Source organism: Kribbella sp. NPDC051586 (assembly GCF_044453965.1).
Taxonomy (GTDB): Bacteria; Actinomycetota; Actinomycetes; order Propionibacteriales; family Kribbellaceae; genus Kribbella.
On the sequence record NZ_JBITDF010000003.1, the window covers coordinates 425533 to 441658 of the forward strand.

The 16126-nt window shown below is 69.9% G+C and carries 16 protein-coding genes; 7 read left to right on the forward strand and 9 right to left on the reverse strand.

What is annotated here, in order from left to right:
* Positions 1-34 precede the first annotated feature (34 nt).
* Positions 35-1027 carry a DMT family transporter gene (locus ACIA58_RS20930; protein WP_396405386.1) on the forward strand — a complete coding sequence of 331 codons (993 nt, stop codon included), beginning with the start codon at positions 35-37 and terminating at the stop codon, positions 1025-1027.
* A 109-nt stretch (positions 1028-1136) separates the two neighbouring features.
* Here ACIA58_RS20930 and ACIA58_RS20935 read toward each other — a convergent pair whose 3' ends face one another.
* Entirely contained in the window at positions 1137-2096 is a 960-nt protein-coding gene (locus ACIA58_RS20935; RefSeq protein ID WP_396405387.1) for a DMT family transporter, read from the reverse strand.
* 121 nt (positions 2097-2217) lie between these two features.
* On the opposite strand from ACIA58_RS20935, the gene ACIA58_RS20940 reads away from it, so the two are divergent.
* From ACIA58_RS20940 to ACIA58_RS20955, 4 genes are read left to right on the forward strand one after another with little or no spacing between them, the layout of a single operon-like run.
* Positions 2218-3423, forward strand: a complete 1206-nt coding sequence (locus tag ACIA58_RS20940; protein ID WP_396405388.1) for a cysteine desulfurase-like protein — start codon at positions 2218-2220, stop codon at positions 3421-3423.
* A gap of 37 nt (positions 3424-3460) precedes the next feature.
* A complete protein-coding gene (locus tag ACIA58_RS20945) occupies positions 3461-5047 on the forward strand; it encodes a hypothetical protein (RefSeq protein ID WP_396405389.1) in 1587 nt (528 codons plus the stop codon).
* A gap of 44 nt (positions 5048-5091) precedes the next feature.
* Positions 5092-6327, forward strand: coding sequence for an ROK family transcriptional regulator (locus ACIA58_RS20950; protein WP_396405390.1), 1236 nt, complete (start codon positions 5092-5094; stop codon positions 6325-6327).
* An 8-nt stretch (positions 6328-6335) separates the two neighbouring features.
* Positions 6336-7604 carry a glycoside hydrolase family 125 protein gene (locus tag ACIA58_RS20955; protein ID WP_396405391.1) on the forward strand — a complete coding sequence of 423 codons (1269 nt, stop codon included), beginning with the start codon at positions 6336-6338 and terminating at the stop codon, positions 7602-7604.
* On the opposite strand, the gene ACIA58_RS20960 is transcribed toward ACIA58_RS20955, so the two are convergent.
* The 6 genes from ACIA58_RS20960 to ACIA58_RS20985 all read right to left on the reverse strand — a co-directional run bounded on the left by ACIA58_RS20960 (position 7597) and on the right by ACIA58_RS20985 (position 12338).
* Complete coding sequence (locus tag ACIA58_RS20960; protein WP_396405392.1) at positions 7597-8442, reverse strand: ABC transporter permease subunit; 846 nt, start codon at positions 8440-8442, stop codon at positions 7597-7599. The two genes, ACIA58_RS20955 and ACIA58_RS20960, sit on opposite strands and share 8 nt — an antisense overlap.
* On the reverse strand, positions 8432-9328 hold the full coding sequence (locus ACIA58_RS20965; RefSeq protein ID WP_396405393.1) for an ABC transporter ATP-binding protein: 897 nt from the start codon (positions 9326-9328) through the stop codon (positions 8432-8434). The genes ACIA58_RS20960 and ACIA58_RS20965 overlap by 11 nt, the downstream gene beginning before the upstream one ends.
* Positions 9329-9404: 76 nt before the next feature.
* Positions 9405-9830, reverse strand: coding sequence for a hypothetical protein (locus tag ACIA58_RS20970; RefSeq protein ID WP_396405394.1), 426 nt, complete (start codon positions 9828-9830; stop codon positions 9405-9407).
* 33 nt (positions 9831-9863) lie between these two features.
* Positions 9864-10529 (reverse strand): response regulator, encoded by a 666-nt coding sequence (locus ACIA58_RS20975; RefSeq protein WP_396405395.1) that lies wholly within the window; start codon positions 10527-10529, stop codon positions 9864-9866.
* A gap of 10 nt (positions 10530-10539) precedes the next feature.
* Positions 10540-11199 carry a response regulator gene (locus ACIA58_RS20980; protein ID WP_396405396.1) on the reverse strand — a complete coding sequence of 220 codons (660 nt, stop codon included), beginning with the start codon at positions 11197-11199 and terminating at the stop codon, positions 10540-10542.
* Positions 11196-12338, reverse strand: coding sequence for a histidine kinase (locus tag ACIA58_RS20985; RefSeq protein ID WP_396405397.1), 1143 nt, complete (start codon positions 12336-12338; stop codon positions 11196-11198). The genes ACIA58_RS20980 and ACIA58_RS20985 overlap by 4 nt, the downstream gene beginning before the upstream one ends.
* Positions 12339-12471: 133 nt before the next feature.
* On the opposite strand from ACIA58_RS20985, the gene ACIA58_RS20990 reads away from it, so the two are divergent.
* Positions 12472-12927 (forward strand): DUF6069 family protein, encoded by a 456-nt coding sequence (locus ACIA58_RS20990; protein ID WP_396405398.1) that lies wholly within the window; start codon positions 12472-12474, stop codon positions 12925-12927.
* On the opposite strand, the gene ACIA58_RS20995 is transcribed toward ACIA58_RS20990, so the two are convergent.
* Positions 12850-13611 (reverse strand): FadR/GntR family transcriptional regulator, encoded by a 762-nt coding sequence (locus ACIA58_RS20995; protein WP_396405399.1) that lies wholly within the window; start codon positions 13609-13611, stop codon positions 12850-12852. The genes ACIA58_RS20990 and ACIA58_RS20995 overlap by 78 nt on opposite strands.
* A gap of 74 nt (positions 13612-13685) precedes the next feature.
* On the opposite strand from ACIA58_RS20995, the gene ACIA58_RS21000 reads away from it, so the two are divergent.
* Positions 13686-14897 carry an alpha-hydroxy-acid oxidizing protein gene (locus ACIA58_RS21000; protein ID WP_396405400.1) on the forward strand — a complete coding sequence of 404 codons (1212 nt, stop codon included), beginning with the start codon at positions 13686-13688 and terminating at the stop codon, positions 14895-14897.
* A 55-nt stretch (positions 14898-14952) separates the two neighbouring features.
* Here the strand turns inward: ACIA58_RS21000 and ACIA58_RS21005 are convergent, their stop codons facing one another.
* Positions 14953-16095, reverse strand: a complete 1143-nt coding sequence (locus tag ACIA58_RS21005) for a sensor histidine kinase (RefSeq protein WP_396405401.1) — start codon at positions 16093-16095, stop codon at positions 14953-14955.
* Between the last annotated feature and the right edge of the window lie 31 nt (positions 16096-16126).

Sequence of the window (16126 nt, forward strand, 5' to 3'; positions counted from 1 at the left end):
CAGGCGCTACAGGCCGGACGGTCATGATGGTGAGGTGACAACAACCGCCACGCGTCCCGCCGTCTCGACCCGGCAGCACCATGTCGTCGGTCTGGTTTCGGCCTTCGGGATCGGCATGCTCGTCGCCGTGCAGTCGCGGTTGAACGGCGAGCTCGGCGGCATCCTCGGCGACGGGATCCCGGCGGCGCTGATCTCGTTCGGCACCGGCCTGCTGATCCTGCTGGTCGCTACCGCGATCGTTCCGCGGGTCCGCAAGGCGCTCGGCCGGGTCTGGCAGGCGATCAGTACGCCGGTACGCGCGCATGGCGGCCTGCGCTGGTGGCAGTGTCTCGGCGGACTCGCCGGCGCGTTCCTCGTCGCGACCCAGTCGATCACCGTGTCCGTGATCGGCGTCGCGGTGTTCCTGGTGGCGGGCGTGGCCGGTCAGGCGATCAGCAGCCTCGTCGTCGATCGCCTCGGCTTCGGCCCGGCCGGCCCGCAGCCGCTCACGGCCATCCGCGTGGTCGGCGCAGCCATCGCGCTGGTCGCGGTCGCCCTAGCGGTGTCCGAGCAGGTGAGTCACCCCGACGGTCTGCTGCTCGCCGTCCTGCCCGCGCTCGGCGGCGTCGGCACCGCCGTACAGCAAGCCATCAACGGACGCGTCGCGCGGACCGCTGCCTCCGACGCCTACGGCGCGGTCGCGGCCGGCGTGGTCAACTTCCTGGTCGGCTTCACGGCCCTCCTGCTCGTCTTCCTCGTCGACCTCGCACTCCGCGGCGCACCGCGTCACCTCCCGAGCGAACCGTGGCTGTACTTCGGCGGCGCGTGCGGCGTGATCTTCATCAGCGCCGCGGCCGCTGTGGTCCGCGTGGTCGGCGTCTTCGTCCTCGGCCTCGGCACGATCGCCGGCCAGCTCATCGCCAGCCTGTTCATCGACATCTTCGTCCCGGTCGCGGACAAGCCGGTCACAACCCCGGTCGTGGCCGGCACCCTCCTCGCCCTGGTGGCCGTGGCAGTCGCCGCCGTCCCCAACCTCCGGCGGAGATGAGAGCGGGCCTCCAGCACTCATCAACCGCACGCCATCCGCGTGGTTCACGCTCACCCGATGGTCCGCGCCGCCGATCGGCGATGGTTGGTGAGTGGTGGAGGTCCGTGTCTCAGGTGGTCGCCGGTGCCGGCGGCGCGACGACCGGCTTGCGGCGCACGCTGAGCACGCCCTGGGAGACGGCTACGCCGAGGAGGACGATGAGGCCGCCGACGGGCTGGTACCAGGTGATGTGCTCGTGCAGGACGATCACGCCGACCACGATCGAGAAGATCGGCATCAGGTAGGTGACCATCGACGAGCGGCTCGCGCCGATCAGCCGGATGTTGCGCATGTTGAGCACGAAGGCGAGCCCGCTGCCGAGCGCGCCGAGCGCGACGACGCTCAGCGCCACCTCGACCGACAACGACCACGGCGCCGGCGGCGCCTGCCGGGTCACGATCGGCGCGACGACGGCCAGCTGAACAGTTGCGCAGAGCAACAAGGTCGCCGACAGCGCGGTACCGGACAACGTCGTCCCGGCCAGGAACTTCTTCTGATAAGGGATCGCGAGCCCGTAGAACACCGCCGCGAGCATGCACAGCCCCTGCCCGACCAGATCGGCTCCGCTGTCCACCCGCCAGGCCCCCAGCACGACGAGCATCCCGACGAACCCGATCAGCAGCCCGAACCCGCGCTGCACCGAGAACACCTCGGTCCGGAAGATCAGCACGGCGATCGGCAGCACGATCAGCGGGGTGATCCCGTTCCAGATGCCGGCCAGCAGGGACGGGATCCGCTCCTCGCCGTACCCGAACAGCGTCCACGGGATCGCCGACCCGATCGCGCCGGCGACGAACGAATGCGCCCACACCCGCGGATCGCGCGGCAGCGGCTCGCGCTTCACGACCAGGATCGCGAGCAGTACGAGGGACCCGGCGATCACCCGCCCGAGCGCCAGGTAGAGGGGCGGCAACTCCCGCACGCCGACCGAGATGAACAGGAAGCTGCAGCCCCAGATCGCGGCCAGGGCCAGCATCACCGGGAGCCAGGCCCGAACCGGAGCCTTGTCAGGAGTCGTTACGGTACTCACTCCTGACATCCTGCACCACGTCGCCGACATTCCGGAGCTATTTATCCGTATTCGGGCAGCTGGTCGTCAGTAATGGACAGCACATAGCGGCAGGTGTCAGGGGCGAGAGAGGATGACGCTCATGAGTGCCTTCGATGTGGTTGCGGTCCGGAAGCAGTTCCCCGCGCTCGACGAGGGAGCGGCCCATTTCGACGGTCCGGGTGGCTCGCAGACCCCGCAGGTCGTCGCCGACGCGGTCGCGAGAACCATGACCTCGGCGCTGGCGAACCGGGGCCGACTGACGGCCGCCGAGCGCCGGGCGGACGAGGTTGTCGCCGGTGCCCGCGAGGCGATGGCCGGCCTGCTCGGCACGACCGCGCAGGGCATCGTCTTCGGCCGCAGCATGACCCAGCTGACCTACGACTTCTCCCGCACGCTGGCCAAGACCTGGTCCGAGGGCGACGAGGTGATCGTCACCCGGCTCGACCACGACGCGAACGTCCGTCCGTGGGTCCAGGCCGCCGAGGCCGCCGGCGCCACCATCAAGTGGCTCGGCTTCGATCCCGAGACCTCCGAGCTGGACGACCTGGCCCCGCTCCTCACCGATCGCACCCGCCTCGTCGCGGTCACCGGCGCCTCCAACCTCCTCGGTACGCGGCCCGACACGCGAAGGCTGGCCGATCAGGTCCACGACGCCGGCGCGCTGATCTATGTCGACGGCGTGCACCTCACCGCCCACGCGCCGGTGGACGCGACGTACGCCGACTTCTACGTCTGCTCGCCGTACAAGTTCTTCGGGCCGCATCTGGGTGTCCTGACCGCTGCGCCGGAGCTGCTCGAGACGCTCACGCCGGACAAGCTGGAGCCGTCGTCGAACGTCGTACCGGAGCGGTTCGAGTTCGGCACGCTGCCGTACGAGTCGCTGGCCGGCACGACCGCGGCGGTCGACTTCCTGGCCGGCCTCGGCGGGACGGGCGCCACCCGGCGGGAGCGACTCGTCAGCTCGCTGGAGTTGGTCGAGGAGTACGAGGACAACCTCCGTGACGACCTCGAGTCCCGCTTGGCCGCGATCCCGGGCATCACGCTGTACGGGCATGCCGCCGACCGGACGCCGACGCTGCTGTTCTCGCTCGAGGGCCACACCCCGGCCGCCGTCGCCGAGCACCTCGCCAAGGCCGGCGTCAACGCTCCGGCCGGCTCGTTCTACGCCTACGAGGCCGCCCGCCACCTCGGTCTCGGCCCGGCCGGAGCCGTCCGCGCGGGCCTCGCGCCGTACACGGACCAGTCGGATGTCGACCGTCTCGTCGCCGCGGTCTCCGCCTTGACCGGTGCGAGCGAGACTAACTAAAGTCTGTGGGGAAAGTAATCCGCCCCGAGGGAGCCTGGTGAGAGAACCGAGTGCTGTTTTCGTCCAGCCGGATCTCTCGGACGGGTTGGCCACCGCGGTCCGCTCCGGCACGACCTGGTCGGCGGCCGGCGCCGAGGTCAGCTGGAACGACGGGGTCGTCGACGTCACCGCGACGACGATCGCCCGCGTCGCCCTCCGCTGGGCCGAGAGGCTCCCGACGGACGCGCTGGTCTTCGGCGACGCCTGGGAACGCTCGTACGGCGACCTGCAGTGGCGGCACATACAACCCGAACGCCTGCTGCCCTGGTACTTCCTCGTCCACGACCCGAAGACCGGCAGCACGACCGGCGCCGGCGTGGACGTCCAGCCGAGCGCGTTCTGCGCCTGGACCGTCGACGGCGAGGGGTTCACGCTCTGGCTCGACCTGCGCAACGGCGGCGGTCCGGCACACTTGAGGGGCCGGACGCTGACCGCGGCGACCGTGCGACCATTCAGGACTGGCTACATTGAGGACGGCGGCACACCTTGGCAGACCCTGAACGCAGCGGTCGCCACCATGAGCACCCGACTACCGGCGCGACCTGAGCCCGCGCCGGTGGTCGGGGCCAACAACTGGTACTACGCCTACGGCGAGAACTTCGACGAGAAGGCCGTCCTCCAGGACGCGACCACGATCGTCGAGCTCGCGGACGGCCACCCGGTCAAGCCGTTCAGCGTCGTCGACGACGGCTGGTATCCGGGCGGCATCGCCTCCGGCGGTCCCTGGGACCGCGGTACGCCGGGTGTCTTCGACGATCTCGCGGGCACGGCGGCCGCGATCAAGGCGATCGGTGCCCGACCCGGTCTGTGGTTCCGGCCGCTGCTCGTCCGCGAGCCTGGTCCGTGGGCGTCGACGGGACCTCACGACAAGCCGGGGCGCGCGCTCGATCCGTCGTACCCCGAGGTCCTGGATGGTGTGCGGGCCGACCTGCAGCGTTTCCGGTCCTGGGGCTTCGAGTTGGTGAAGCACGACTTCAGCACCTACGACGTCTTCGGCCGCTTCGGCCCCGCGATGGGTTCGCGGCTCACCGACTCGGGCTGGCAGCTTCACGACACCTCGCGCACTACGGCCGAGATCGTCCTCGCGTTCTACCGGGAGATCCGGGCCGCGGCAGAGGACGTCGTACTGATCGGCTGCAACACCGTCGGCCATCTGGCTGCCGGACTGGTCGACGTACAGCGGACCGGGGACGACACGTCCGGGCGGGACTGGGAGCGGACCCGCAAGATGGGGGTCAATACGCTCGCGTTCCGGCTCCCGCAGCACAACCGCTTCTTCGCCGTCGACGCGGACTGCGTTCCGTGTACGCCGCAGACGCCGTGGGAGCTCAACGCGCGCTTCCTCGACCTGGTCGCCCGGTCCGGTACGGCGCTGTTCTTGTCGATCGATCCAGCAGCCCGGACGGAGCGGTCCGACCGGGCCTTGCGGGACGGTATACATTTGGCGCTCAGTGGTGGCGCGGCGGCTGGGATCGAGCCGACCGACTGGCTCGTGAACACCACACCCAATGCCTGGCGGTCGGGCGACGAGGCCATCCACTACGACTGGTCTCGTCCGTGGGGTGCGGACCCGACCGGCTTATGACCGGGGCGGTGGGTGGGCCGGGATTTGAACGGACTGGGGGCCTTGTGAGCGTACGGCGGGGTACGAATCTCGATCGGGTCGGCGGCTTCAACGACGCCGTCGTGCTCGGCGCGATCCGCCGCAGCGAGCAACTCAGCCGGGTCGAACTCGCCGAAGCCACCGGTCTGTCCGGCCAGGCAATCTCCAACATCGCCCGCCGACTGCTCGACGCCGGACTCGTCCGGGAAGCCGGCCGATTGCGCGGCGCCGGTCTCGGCAAGCCGCGGACGTTGCTCGAGCTCGAGCCCACCGGGCAGTACGCCGTCGGCGTGCATCTGGACCCGTCCGTCGTCACCGTCGTCCTACTCGATCTCACCGGCGAGGTGGTCGCACGGCGGCCCGTCGACCAGTTCGCGGACGATCCCGACGTACTCATCGACGGCATCGCGAAGACGATCGACGAGGTGATCAGCACATCTGGTGCGCCCCGTGAGCGCGTCACCGGCGTCGGCATCGCCGCGCCCGGCCCGATCGACGTCGAGCGCGGCATGGTCCTCGATCCGCCGAACCTTTCGGCCTGGCACCTGGTCCCGCTCCGCGACGAACTGCGGGAGCGGACCGGCCTCGCGGTCGTGCTGGACAAGGACGTCACGGCCGCCGCCTCCGCGGAGAGGTGGGCCGGCCAGGGCGGCAGCTTCCTCTTCTTCTACCTCGGCACCGGAGTCGGCGCCGGCCTGGTGATCGGTGACGAGATCGTCCGGGGCGCGTCCAGCAACGTCGGCGAGGTCGGGCACGTGATCGTCGATCCCGACGGGCCGGTCTGCTACTGCGGGCGGCGTGGATGCGTGGGGGAGAGCAGCCAGCCGCGGTACCTGGTGCAGCAGGCTGTCGAGGCCGGAGTACTTGCCCAAGGCATCGATGATCGGGCCGCGGTCGAGGCGGCGTTCGCCCAGCTGTGTGCGTTGGCTGCGGATGGTCCCGGTGCCGCCCGGGAGATCGTCGCCGCGCTGGCCGGCCGGATCGCCAAGGTGGTCGAGGATGTCGCCAACCTGCTCGATCTGGAGCGGGTCGTCTTCGGCGGTCCGCACTGGGAACACCTTGCGCCCGTGCTCGGCGACGCGGTGCGGGATGCGTTGGACGGTCGCTTCCTGGTCCGCGCGGTGCATCCGTTCGAGGTTGCCGGTACCGCGCTCGGCGCCGACGTCGGCGCGATCGGCGCCGCCAGCCTCGTCCTCGACCAGACGTTCTCGCCGAACCCGTCCTTGTTGCTGCAAAGCAGTTCTGTTGCCGCTGAAAGGTGATTGTGTTGATGATCGACCCCGAGGTCCTCGCCCGCGCCGTTGCGGCTGTTCAGCAGGCCACCGGCGACGAGGTGATCGCGGAGATGTTCCGGCGCTCGATGGCCGGGAACCTGCCCGCGGTCGCCGAGCGGCTGCCGGACGGGACGACGTTCGTGCTCACCGGCGACATCCCCGCGATGTGGTTGCGCGACTCCGCGGCGCAGCTTCGCCCGTACCTGCTGCTGTGCAAGGACGATCCGGGACTGCAGGACACGCTGATCGGGGTGCTGCACCGGCAGTTGGAGTACGTCGTACTGGATCCGTACGCGAACGCGTTCAACCAGGAGGCGAACGGCGCCGGGCATGTCACCGACGAGACGGACATGTCGCCGTGGGTCTGGGAGCGCAAGTACGAGATCGACTCGCTGTGCTTCCCGCTCGAGCTCGCGTACCGGTTGTGGCGGATCACCGGTCGCGCGGACGTGATCGACGAGCGGTTCCGCGCCGCGGGGGAGGCGATCGTCGAGTTGTGGACCGTGGAGCAGGATCATGAGGCGAGGTCGCCGTACCGGTTCCAGCGGCACGACGACCGGCCGTCGGACACGCTGGTGCGCGACGGCCGCGGGCGGCTGACCCGGCCGACCGGGATGTCGTGGAGTGCGTTCCGGCCGAGCGACGACGCGACCGAGCTGGGCTTCAACGTGCCGGGGAACATGTTCGCGTCGGTGGTGCTCGGGTACCTGCAGGAGATCGCGACCGAGGTACTGCGGGACGAGCCGCTGGCCGATCGCGCGAAGGCGCTGAAGGCGGAGATCGACGAGGGGATCGCGGAGTACGGGACCGTGGATCACCCGGTGCACGGGAAGGTCTACGCGTACGAGGTCGACGGGCTGGGGGAGTCGTTGCTGATGGACGACGCGAACATGCCGAGTCTGTTGTCGATCCCGCTGACCGGGTACGCCGCCGCGGACGATCCGACGTACCTTGCCACCCGGAAGGTGTTGCTCAGCCCGGACAACCCGTACTACTACAGCGGTACGCACGCGGCCGGGATCGGCAGTCCGCATACGCCGCCGCGGTACATCTGGCACATTGCCCTTGCGGTGCAGGGGATCTCGAGCACGTCGGAGGACGAGCGGCAGCAGTTGCTGGAGCTGCTCCGCGACACGACCGGCGGCACCGGCCAGATGCACGAGGGCTTCGACGTCGACGACCCCGACCAGTACACCCGCGAATGGTTCTCCTGGGCCAACGCCATGTTCTGCGAACTAGCCCTCGTCCACGCCGGCATCAGGTGACGTCGCGGCGGCGGGTTGTCCAGGTCGCCAGGGCGGCGAAGACTGCGCAGTAGGCGAAGAGGGTTAGTAGGGCTCGGGTGCCGCCTACCGCGTCGCGTACTCCGGGTGGGGCGTCGGAGCTGGCCATGCCGGTGACGGCGAAGACCAGGGAGCCGGCGTTGGTGCCGGGGAGGGCGTTGGCCAGCCATTTCAGGCTCGGTAGCAGGCTGCTGACCACGCCTGCCAAGAGCGTCTCGATGCCGAGGATCCACACGACGCCCAGCCCGATCGGCAGCGCGACGTTGCGGAAGGCAACGGCCAGTACCGCGCCGGCCAGGCACCACATCATCAGGACCAGCCAGCCGCCGGCCAGGCCTTGCAGGAGACTCCCGACGCTTGGCCAGGACATCGAACCGTCCTCGGCGGCGGCGATGCCGACACTGCACAGACCGCAGGCGACGAAGATCCCGAGCACCCACAGCGCGATCATCGTGCCGAGCGCCAGGAACTGCGCGCCGAGGATCGTGCCGCGGTGTGGGCGCTGGGTGAGCACGGTCTTGAGCGTGCCCCAGGTGTACTCGCCGCCGATCACGATCGCGCCCAGGACGAGTGCGAGGGCACCGGCGAAGATCGGATACCCGCCGATGGTGTTGTCGATGACGCGCCCGGGCAGCATCCCGCGGAGAACCTCCGCGCGGGGTATGCCGCCGGTCGACGGGTTCTCGTCGCCGGTGGTGTAACTCAGGTACGGCAGCAGATACCCGAAGATCAGGCTCAGCACGAGCCCGGCGCCGAACAGCACCCAGACCGCGGATCGCTTGCGGAGCTTGAGCATCTCCGCCCGGTAGCTACCCAACATCGGCCTTCTCCTCCGTGGTGAGCTCGAAGAAGATGTCCTCGAGCGCTCGTTCGGTCATGTGCAGTTCGGAGACGGCGATCCCGGCCTCGACGAGCACGGTGTTCACCTCCGCGGCGCGGGCCGGGTCCACGGTCACCCGCAGCGTGTCGTCGTACTGATGCACGCTGCCGAAGCGGGTCAGGATCGCCTGCGCCGCGTCCTTGGGGTCGGCGCGGACGACCAGTTCCTGTTCGCCGCGCAGGTCGTCGACGTTGTGCTCGGCAACCATCCGGCCGGCGTTGATGATCCCGACCCGGTCGCAGATCTGTTGCACCTCGCCGAGCAGGTGGCTGGACAGCAACACGGTCCGGCCGTCGGTGCCGAGCTCGCGGATCAGCCGGCGCATGTCGCGCATCCCGGCCGGGTCGAGCCCGTTGGTCGGCTCGTCGAGGATCACCAGCTCGGGATCCTTGAGCAGCGCGGCCGCGACCCCGAGCCGCTGCTTCATCCCCAGGGAGTACGTCGAGAACCGGTCCTTGGCGCGGTCGGCCAGGTCGACCAGCTCGAGTACTTCGTCGATCCGCTGCCGCGACACCCCGGCGTACTCGGCCAGCAGCCGCAGGTTGTCCAGCCCCGACAGGTACGGGTAGAAGGCGGGCGACTCGATCATCGACCCGGTCCGCCCCAGTACGTCGGCCTGCCCGGGCTGTCCGCCGAGCACGCGCACGCTTCCGCTGGTCGGCGCGATCAGCCCGGTGAGGATCCGGAGCGTGGTCGTCTTGCCTGCGCCGTTCGGTCCGAGGAATCCGTAGACCTCGCCCGGCAGCACTGTCAGATCGACACCATCGACCGCAAGGGTGTCGCCGTACCTCTTCGTCAGTCCACTGACTTCAACTAGCGCATCCATACCTAGAGCGTGGCGTTCAGCACCCCCGTACGGCGTCGCCCAGGAGGAGTGACCGCGCCTACCCCCGGCGGAGTACTCAGGTGCTCGGGTTGGACTCCAGGCGTTGCACGCTGCCCGCGGCGAGCGCCTCCGCGACGTGGTCGAAGCCGCTCCTGACCACGTCGCCGTAATCACCCTCGGGGAGCTTCGAGAGGTGAGCCTGCGCGGCATTCAGATGCTCGTGCGCTCTGTCGGCCTGGCTGAGCCGGCGGTAGTCGTCGGCGAGGCTGAGATGTAGCGACGGGAGCCACTGGTCGTCGGAGACCAGCTCCAACGCACGGAGGTCCCAGGTCAGCTCGTCCTCGGTCTCGTCCTGCACATCGGCCAGGAAGTGCGCGATGACGCACCGGGTCGGCCCGTCGTCGATTGCGTCCCACAGCGCGGTCAGTTGCGTGCGTGCCGCGTCGCGATCTCCGGCCTGTCCCAGCGAGACGGCGGCCGTGATCTCCTCAAGGCGAATCATGCGACCACCTTCGGGCTTCGAGTAGCTGGAAGGTCAACCCAGCCAGCCAGGACGGACCAACCCGGTCTGGTACGCGACCACAACCAACTGCGCCCGGTCGCGGACGCCGAGCTTGATCATCGCGCGGCTGACGTGCGTCTTCGCGGTCGCCGGACTCAGCACGAGCCGCTCCGCGATCTCGTCGTTCGACAGGCCTTCGCCGACCAGCGCGACGATCTCCTTCTCGCGGTCCGTGAGTACGTCGAGTTCCTTGCTGGCATGTGGTTGCCGGCTGCGGGACGCGAACTCGGCCACCAGCCGCCGCGTGACGCCGGGGGAGAGGAGCGCATCCCCGCGGGCGACCACCCGCACCGCCTGCAGCAGCTCGACCGGCTCGGTGTCCTTGACCAGGAACCCGCTCGCCCCGACCCGCAGCGCCTCGAACACGTACTCGTCCAGATCGAAGGTCGTCAGGATCACCACGTGTACGTCGGCCAGCTCGGGGTCCGCGCCGATCTGCCGCGTCGCCTCCAGGCCGTCGGTGCCGGGCATCCGGATGTCCATCAACACAACGTCGGGCTTCTCGGTGCGCGCGACCGCGACCGCCTCCGCTCCGTCGGCCACCTCGCCGACCACCGTGATGTCGTCCTCGGCGTTCAGCAACGACCGGAACCCGGCCCGCACCAATGCCTGATCATCCGCCAGCAACACCCTGATCATGCGCTGGAGCTTATGCGAGCCCGGCGTCATGGGCGAGGAGGGCGATCTGGGTGCGGTTGCCCAACTCGAGTTTGGTGAGGATGTGGGAGATGTGCGCCTTGACCGTCGCGAGGCTCATGAAGAGTTCGGCGCCGATCTGCGCGTTCGCCTTGCCCTGCGCGACCGCCAGCATCACGTCGTACTCGCGCGGTGACAGCCGCTGGAGCTTGTCCTGGGCGATCGTGTGGGCGTCTGCCTGCGTGGCGGCGCGGTCCATCAGGCGGCGGGTGATCGCCGGCGACAAGATGGGGTCGCCGGCCGCGACCCGGCGTACGGCCTCGACGATCTGGGCCGGCGGGGTGTCCTTCAGCAGGAATCCGCTCGCCCCGGCGCGGAGCGCGTGCAGCACGTTCTCGTCGGTGTCGAAGGTGGTGAGTACGACGACCTCGGGCGGGTTCGTCCGCGCCCGCAGCCGCCGGGTCGCGACGATCCCGTCCACCCGGGGCATCCGCAGGTCCATCAGCACGATGTCGGGGAAGTGCGCGTCGACGGCGGCCGGCACTTCGTCGCCGTCGGCGGCCTGGCCGACCACCGAGATCCCGTTCGTCCCGTCGAGCATCATCTCCAGGCTGGCCCGGACCAACGCGTCGTCGTCCACCACCAGCACACGAATCGTCGGTTGCTCGCTCATACGGGCCACGGTAGCGAGGCCTCGAGCCGGAAGCCGCCACCGGGCACCTGCCCGTGGTCCAGCGTCCCGCCGGCCAGTTGGACCCGCTCGGTCAGACCGACGAGCCCGGTCCCGCTCCCGGGGGTCAGCGAGGTCCCGTTCGACGCCGGGTTGCTCAGCTCGATCCGCAGGCCGTCGCCCGGCCGCCCGTCCACCGTGACCGTGACCGGTCGTCCGGCGGCGTGCTTGCGCGCGTTGGTCAGCCCCTCCTGCACGATCCGGTACGCCGTCCGTCCTGTTGCCGGGGGCAATGATGCGGGATCGGTGACGCGCTCGTCGTACGCGACCGTCGTACCCGCCTCGCGGGACTCGTCGACCAGCGCACGGACGTCGTCGAACGTGGGCTGCGGCCGTCCCTCGTAGATGTCCTCGTCCCGCAGGACGTTGATGACCTCACGTAGTTCGTCGAGCGCCTGGTGTACGCCGGCGCGGATCACGCCGGCCGCCTTCGCGAGCCGCTCCGGGGACGAGTCGGGCCGGTACTCGAGTGCACCGGCGTACGTCGCGAGCAGGGACAGGCGATGTGCGAGTACGTCGTGCATCTCGCGGGCCATCTTGGTGCGTTCGAGGGTGCGCGCCTCGGCGACCCGGCGGCCCTGCTCGGCCTCGGCGCGGTCGGCGCGTTCGCGGAGCGACTCCAGGAGTTGCCGGCGGGCCTGGGCGCCTTGGCCCCAGCCGAGCAGGGCGGCGTGCACGACGACGTCCAGGACGGCGAACCAGAGGTACGGGAGGCCGTGGATCGGTTGCCAGAGGCCCTGGATCAGGTGGCCGACGGTGCCGGCGATCGCGACCAGGAGCGCAGTACGGAAGGGGCGGCGGAGTGCGACCGTCAGCGTGCCGACGGTGGACGGCGGCGTACCGGCGGGGGAGAAGATCGCGAGTACGGCGAGCGCGATCGCGCCGTGGACCGGCCGGCGGATCAGTATCGGGATCACCGCGACGGAGACGATCCCGACCGCGATGTCGAGTACCAGGAACTTGCGATGCTCCGGGTCCGACTGCCGCCCGACGATCGTCCCCGCGACCATCGCCGCGACAAAGCCCAATGCCACAAGACCGGCCAACCGCCCCGACCGCCGCGGCTCACACAACTGCTCCATGCCGCCGAGACTAAGCGGCCCGCCACCGTCTCCACCACCGACCAAAGTCGAACCCACCCCGGCCGCCGGACCGATGCCGCACCCGCCGGACCTCCCGCACTGTGGTCCCACCAACCTCGCCGAAGGAGCCACAATGCCAACCCCCACCACCCCCCAAACCCTCTCCAACCCCGCCGCGGCCGCGGGTTCGCGGCGCGTCCCCGGACGTAGTCGGCTCGCCGTGGTTGCGGTAGCAGCAGCTGCTGCAGTGGCCGGGTGGGCGATCCTGGCCCCGCTCGCCGGCCTCACCCTGACCGCACGTCAGGGCGGCGTCCAGCACATCGGCGCCGCAGCCGTCCTCGCTTCGACCATCGTCGTCGCCTTCGCCGGCTGGGGCCTCCTCGCCATTCTCGAACGCCGTACCTCGCGAGCGCGCGACACCTGGACCGTCATCGCGGCCATCGTCTGTGTCCTGTCGCTCGGCAGCCCGCTCACCAACGGCATCGGCCTCGGCGCGAAGCTCGGTCTGGCGTCACTCCACCTGATCGTCGGCGTGACGGTGATCCTCGGCCTCCGCCGCACCGCATTGTCCGCCGCCGAACGGTGCTAACTGCGCCGCCTGATAGAACCCCCGGATATGCGCGGTCACCAACGTGGCCGCGCGCTCCGGCTCTCCGGCCCGGACCGCGGCCAGGATCCCACGATGCTCGCCCCGCAACCCGACCGCCGCCGCCTCCCAGTCCGGCAGATTGGGTACGGCGGCCAGCACGTACCCGTGGATCGCCGACCGCAGCGAAGTCATCACCGCCGCGATCAACACGTTCCCGGCCAATCCCGACAACGCAACATGGAACTCCGCGTCGAGCAGATGGAACTCCTCCGGCGACAACCCGGTGTCGTCCATCCGATCCAGCAGCTCCTCGGCCTCCTTGAGCTCGTCCGCCCCCAGCTGCCGCCCGGCAGCCTCGCGCGCCGACCACGACTCCAGCAGCAGGCGCGTCTGCACGACGTCCCCCATCGGCAGGTGATTCGTTGCCAGGTGCAACCGCAGTACGGCGGTCAGCGGCGAGACCGGCTCCGCGACGATCACCGCGCCTGCCTCCGGACCGGACCCGGTGGCGGTCCGCACCACGCCCATCGCCTCGAGCACCCGGACCGCCTCGCGCACCGACGGCCGGCTGATCCCCAGCTGCTCCGCCAGCGCCCGCTCGCCGGGCAACCGGCCGCCGATCCGCAGCCGCCCGGCCGCCAGATCGCTCTCGACCCGGTGCAGGACCAGCTCGTAGTTCTTCATGTGGACGAGCCTACCTGTGTGGTCGGACCACAGGGTAGGGTGTGGTCCGACCACAGATTGAGCCGGGAGTTGTGATGACCGATCGCCAGATGCCCAAATGGTCCGAGTTGAAGCCGCTGCTGCGGCCGAAGCCGATCACGGTGAACGCGACCGAGCGGCGGCTGGACAAGGCCCTGACGATCGCGGACCTGCGCGCGATCGCGAAACGCCGTACCCCGCGCTCGGTCTTCGACTACACCGACGGCGCCGCCGAGGCCGAGATCAGCCTGCGCCGCGCCCGCCGGCTGTTCGCCGAGATGGAGCTGCAGCCGTCGATCCTGCGCGACGTCTCCGAGATCGACCTCGGTACGTCGATCCTCGGCGGCCGCTCCGAGCTGCCGTTCGCGTTCGCGCCGACCGGCTTCACCCGGATGATGAACCACGAGGGCGAGAGCGCGGTGGTGAAGGTCGCCGAGCAGATCGGCATCCCGTACGCGCTGTCGACCATGGGCACCACCTCGATCGAGGATGTCGCGGCCGCCGCCCCGGACGCGCGCAAGTGGTTCCAGCTGTACGTGTGGAAGGACCGCGACGCCGGTGAGGATCTGGTGAAGCGGTCGGCCGCGGCCGGGTACGAGGCGCTCATGCTGACCGTCGACGTACCGGTCGCCGGCGCACGCCTCCGCGATGTACGCAACGGCTTCACGATCCCGCCGTCGCTGACTGTGAAGACGGTGCTGGACGCCTCGATGCACCCGGCCTGGTGGGCCAACCTGCTCACGACGAGGCCGCTGACGTTCGCCTCGCTCTCCACCTGGGACGGCACGGTCGCCGAGCTTCTCGACAAGCTGTTCGACCCGACCATGACGATCGACGACCTGAACTGGCTGCGCTCGATCTGGGACGGCCCGCTGATCGTGAAGGGCATCCAGACCGTTGCGGACGCCCGCCGCGTGGTCGACGCCGGCGCGGACGCGGTCGTGCTGTCCAACCACGGCGGCCGTCAGCTGGACCGGGCGCCGACACCGCTGCGCATCCTCCCGGACGTCCGCAAGGCTGTCGGAAGCGACGCCGAGATCTACCTCGACACCGGCATCATGTCCGGCGCCGACATCGTCGCCGCGATCGCCCTCGGCGCCGACGCCTGCCTGGTCGGCCGCGCGTACCTGTACGGCCTGATGGCCGGCGGCCAGCGCGGTGTCGCCCGCGCCGCCGAGATCCTGACCAAGGAGGTGCGCCGCACGATGGCGCTACTCGGCGTCTCCAGCGTGGCCGACCTGAACCCGTCCCACGTCCGCCTGCCGTAGTGCCAGCGGAACGTCGAGCCTCGACCCCGTGCCGCTGCCCGTTTTCACAGGAAACCTACAGCGGCAGGGTCGCCGTGATCCGCAGGCCGCCGGAGGGTGTGCGGCTGGCAGAGAGCGTGCCACCGAGCGCGGTGGCCCGTTCTCGCATGCCGCCGATGCCGTTGCCTTCCTTCGGCGGTGCGGTCAGCGATCGGCCGTCGTCGTCGATCTGGAGCACCAGCGCCTGTTCGCCGTACTGGATCCGGACGGTCGCGGACGTGGCCTTGGCGTGCCGTACGACGTTCGTCAGTGACTCCTGGATGATCCGGAACGCGGCGCGGTCGAGCCCCGCAGTGAGGGGACGTGGCTCGCCGTGGACGATCTTGTGCACCTCGAGGCCGGCCCGCGACGTACGGGTGACCAGATGGTCCAGATGGTCGAGACCGGCGACCGGCTGGCGTGGGGCGGACTCGTCGGACTGGCGCAGGATGCCGACGATCGAGCGGAGCTCCACCAGCGCTTCTTTGCTGGCGTCCTTGATCGCGGAGAGCGCCGGAGCGGCCCGGTCGGGCTGGCGGTCGACCAGGTGGAGGGCGGTCGACGCCTGCACGTTGATCAGCGAGATGTGGTGCGCGACGACGTCGTGGAGCTCCTGCGCGATCCGTAGTCGCTCCTCACCGGCGCGGCGCAGTTCCTCCTCCTTGCGGGTGCGAGCGGCCGCGTTGACGCGGTCGCGGTGCGCGCGGAACAGCTCGGCGAGGAAGCCGAGGACGACGAAGCAGGTGCCGACGAGGAGAGTCTGGTACAGACCGAGTTCGCTGAGCCCGAAGATGATCCGCCCGCCGACGTGCCCGATGTACAGCGCGGCCAGCGCCGACCAGCCGGAAACCCGGTAGCCGAGCCGGATCGTGGTGAACACGGCGATGACGAACGCGAAGATCATCGGGCCGTAGGCGTACCCCATCAGCATGTAGACGAGCGTCGACCCGACTGTTGCCCACAGCACCGGGACAGGCCGGGTCCGGAGCCAGTACAGCGACACCGATCCGATCAGGATCAGCAGCACCATGAACCAGTCCGGCCGACGACTGTCCGGCTCCCCGTGGACCGCCGCACCGATCGAACCGACGACCGCGATGATCGAGACGACCAGGGGCAGGCCGATCCGCCGCGCCCAGTACCCGATGGCGGGTGCGTCGATCGGCTCAGTCGTGCTCACAGTACGAAACCGTAGAGGGCCGCGAGCCGGG

Excerpts from the sequence above, each read along its gene's own strand:
- ACIA58_RS20940 (WP_396405388.1), top strand. The coding sequence starts at position 2,218 with ATGAGTGCCTTCGATGTGGTTGCGGTCCGGAAGCAGTTCCCCGCGCTC.
- ACIA58_RS20955 (WP_396405391.1), top strand. The coding sequence starts at position 6,336 with ATGATCGACCCCGAGGTCCTCGCCCGCGCCGTTGCGGCTGTTCAGCAG.
- ACIA58_RS20960 (WP_396405392.1), bottom strand. The coding sequence starts at position 8,442 with ATGTTGGGTAGCTACCGGGCGGAGATGCTCAAGCTCCGCAAGCGATCC.
- ACIA58_RS20965 (WP_396405393.1), bottom strand. The coding sequence starts at position 9,328 with ATGGATGCGCTAGTTGAAGTCAGTGGACTGACGAAGAGGTACGGCGAC.
- ACIA58_RS20970 (WP_396405394.1), bottom strand. The coding sequence starts at position 9,830 with ATGATTCGCCTTGAGGAGATCACGGCCGCCGTCTCGCTGGGACAGGCC.
- ACIA58_RS20975 (WP_396405395.1), bottom strand. The coding sequence starts at position 10,529 with ATGATCAGGGTGTTGCTGGCGGATGATCAGGCATTGGTGCGGGCCGGG.
- ACIA58_RS20980 (WP_396405396.1), bottom strand. The coding sequence starts at position 11,199 with ATGAGCGAGCAACCGACGATTCGTGTGCTGGTGGTGGACGACGACGCG.
- ACIA58_RS20985 (WP_396405397.1), bottom strand. The coding sequence starts at position 12,338 with ATGGAGCAGTTGTGTGAGCCGCGGCGGTCGGGGCGGTTGGCCGGTCTT.
- ACIA58_RS20990 (WP_396405398.1), top strand. The coding sequence starts at position 12,472 with ATGCCAACCCCCACCACCCCCCAAACCCTCTCCAACCCCGCCGCGGCC.
- ACIA58_RS20995 (WP_396405399.1), bottom strand. The coding sequence starts at position 13,611 with ATGAAGAACTACGAGCTGGTCCTGCACCGGGTCGAGAGCGATCTGGCG.
- ACIA58_RS21000 (WP_396405400.1), top strand. The coding sequence starts at position 13,686 with ATGACCGATCGCCAGATGCCCAAATGGTCCGAGTTGAAGCCGCTGCTG.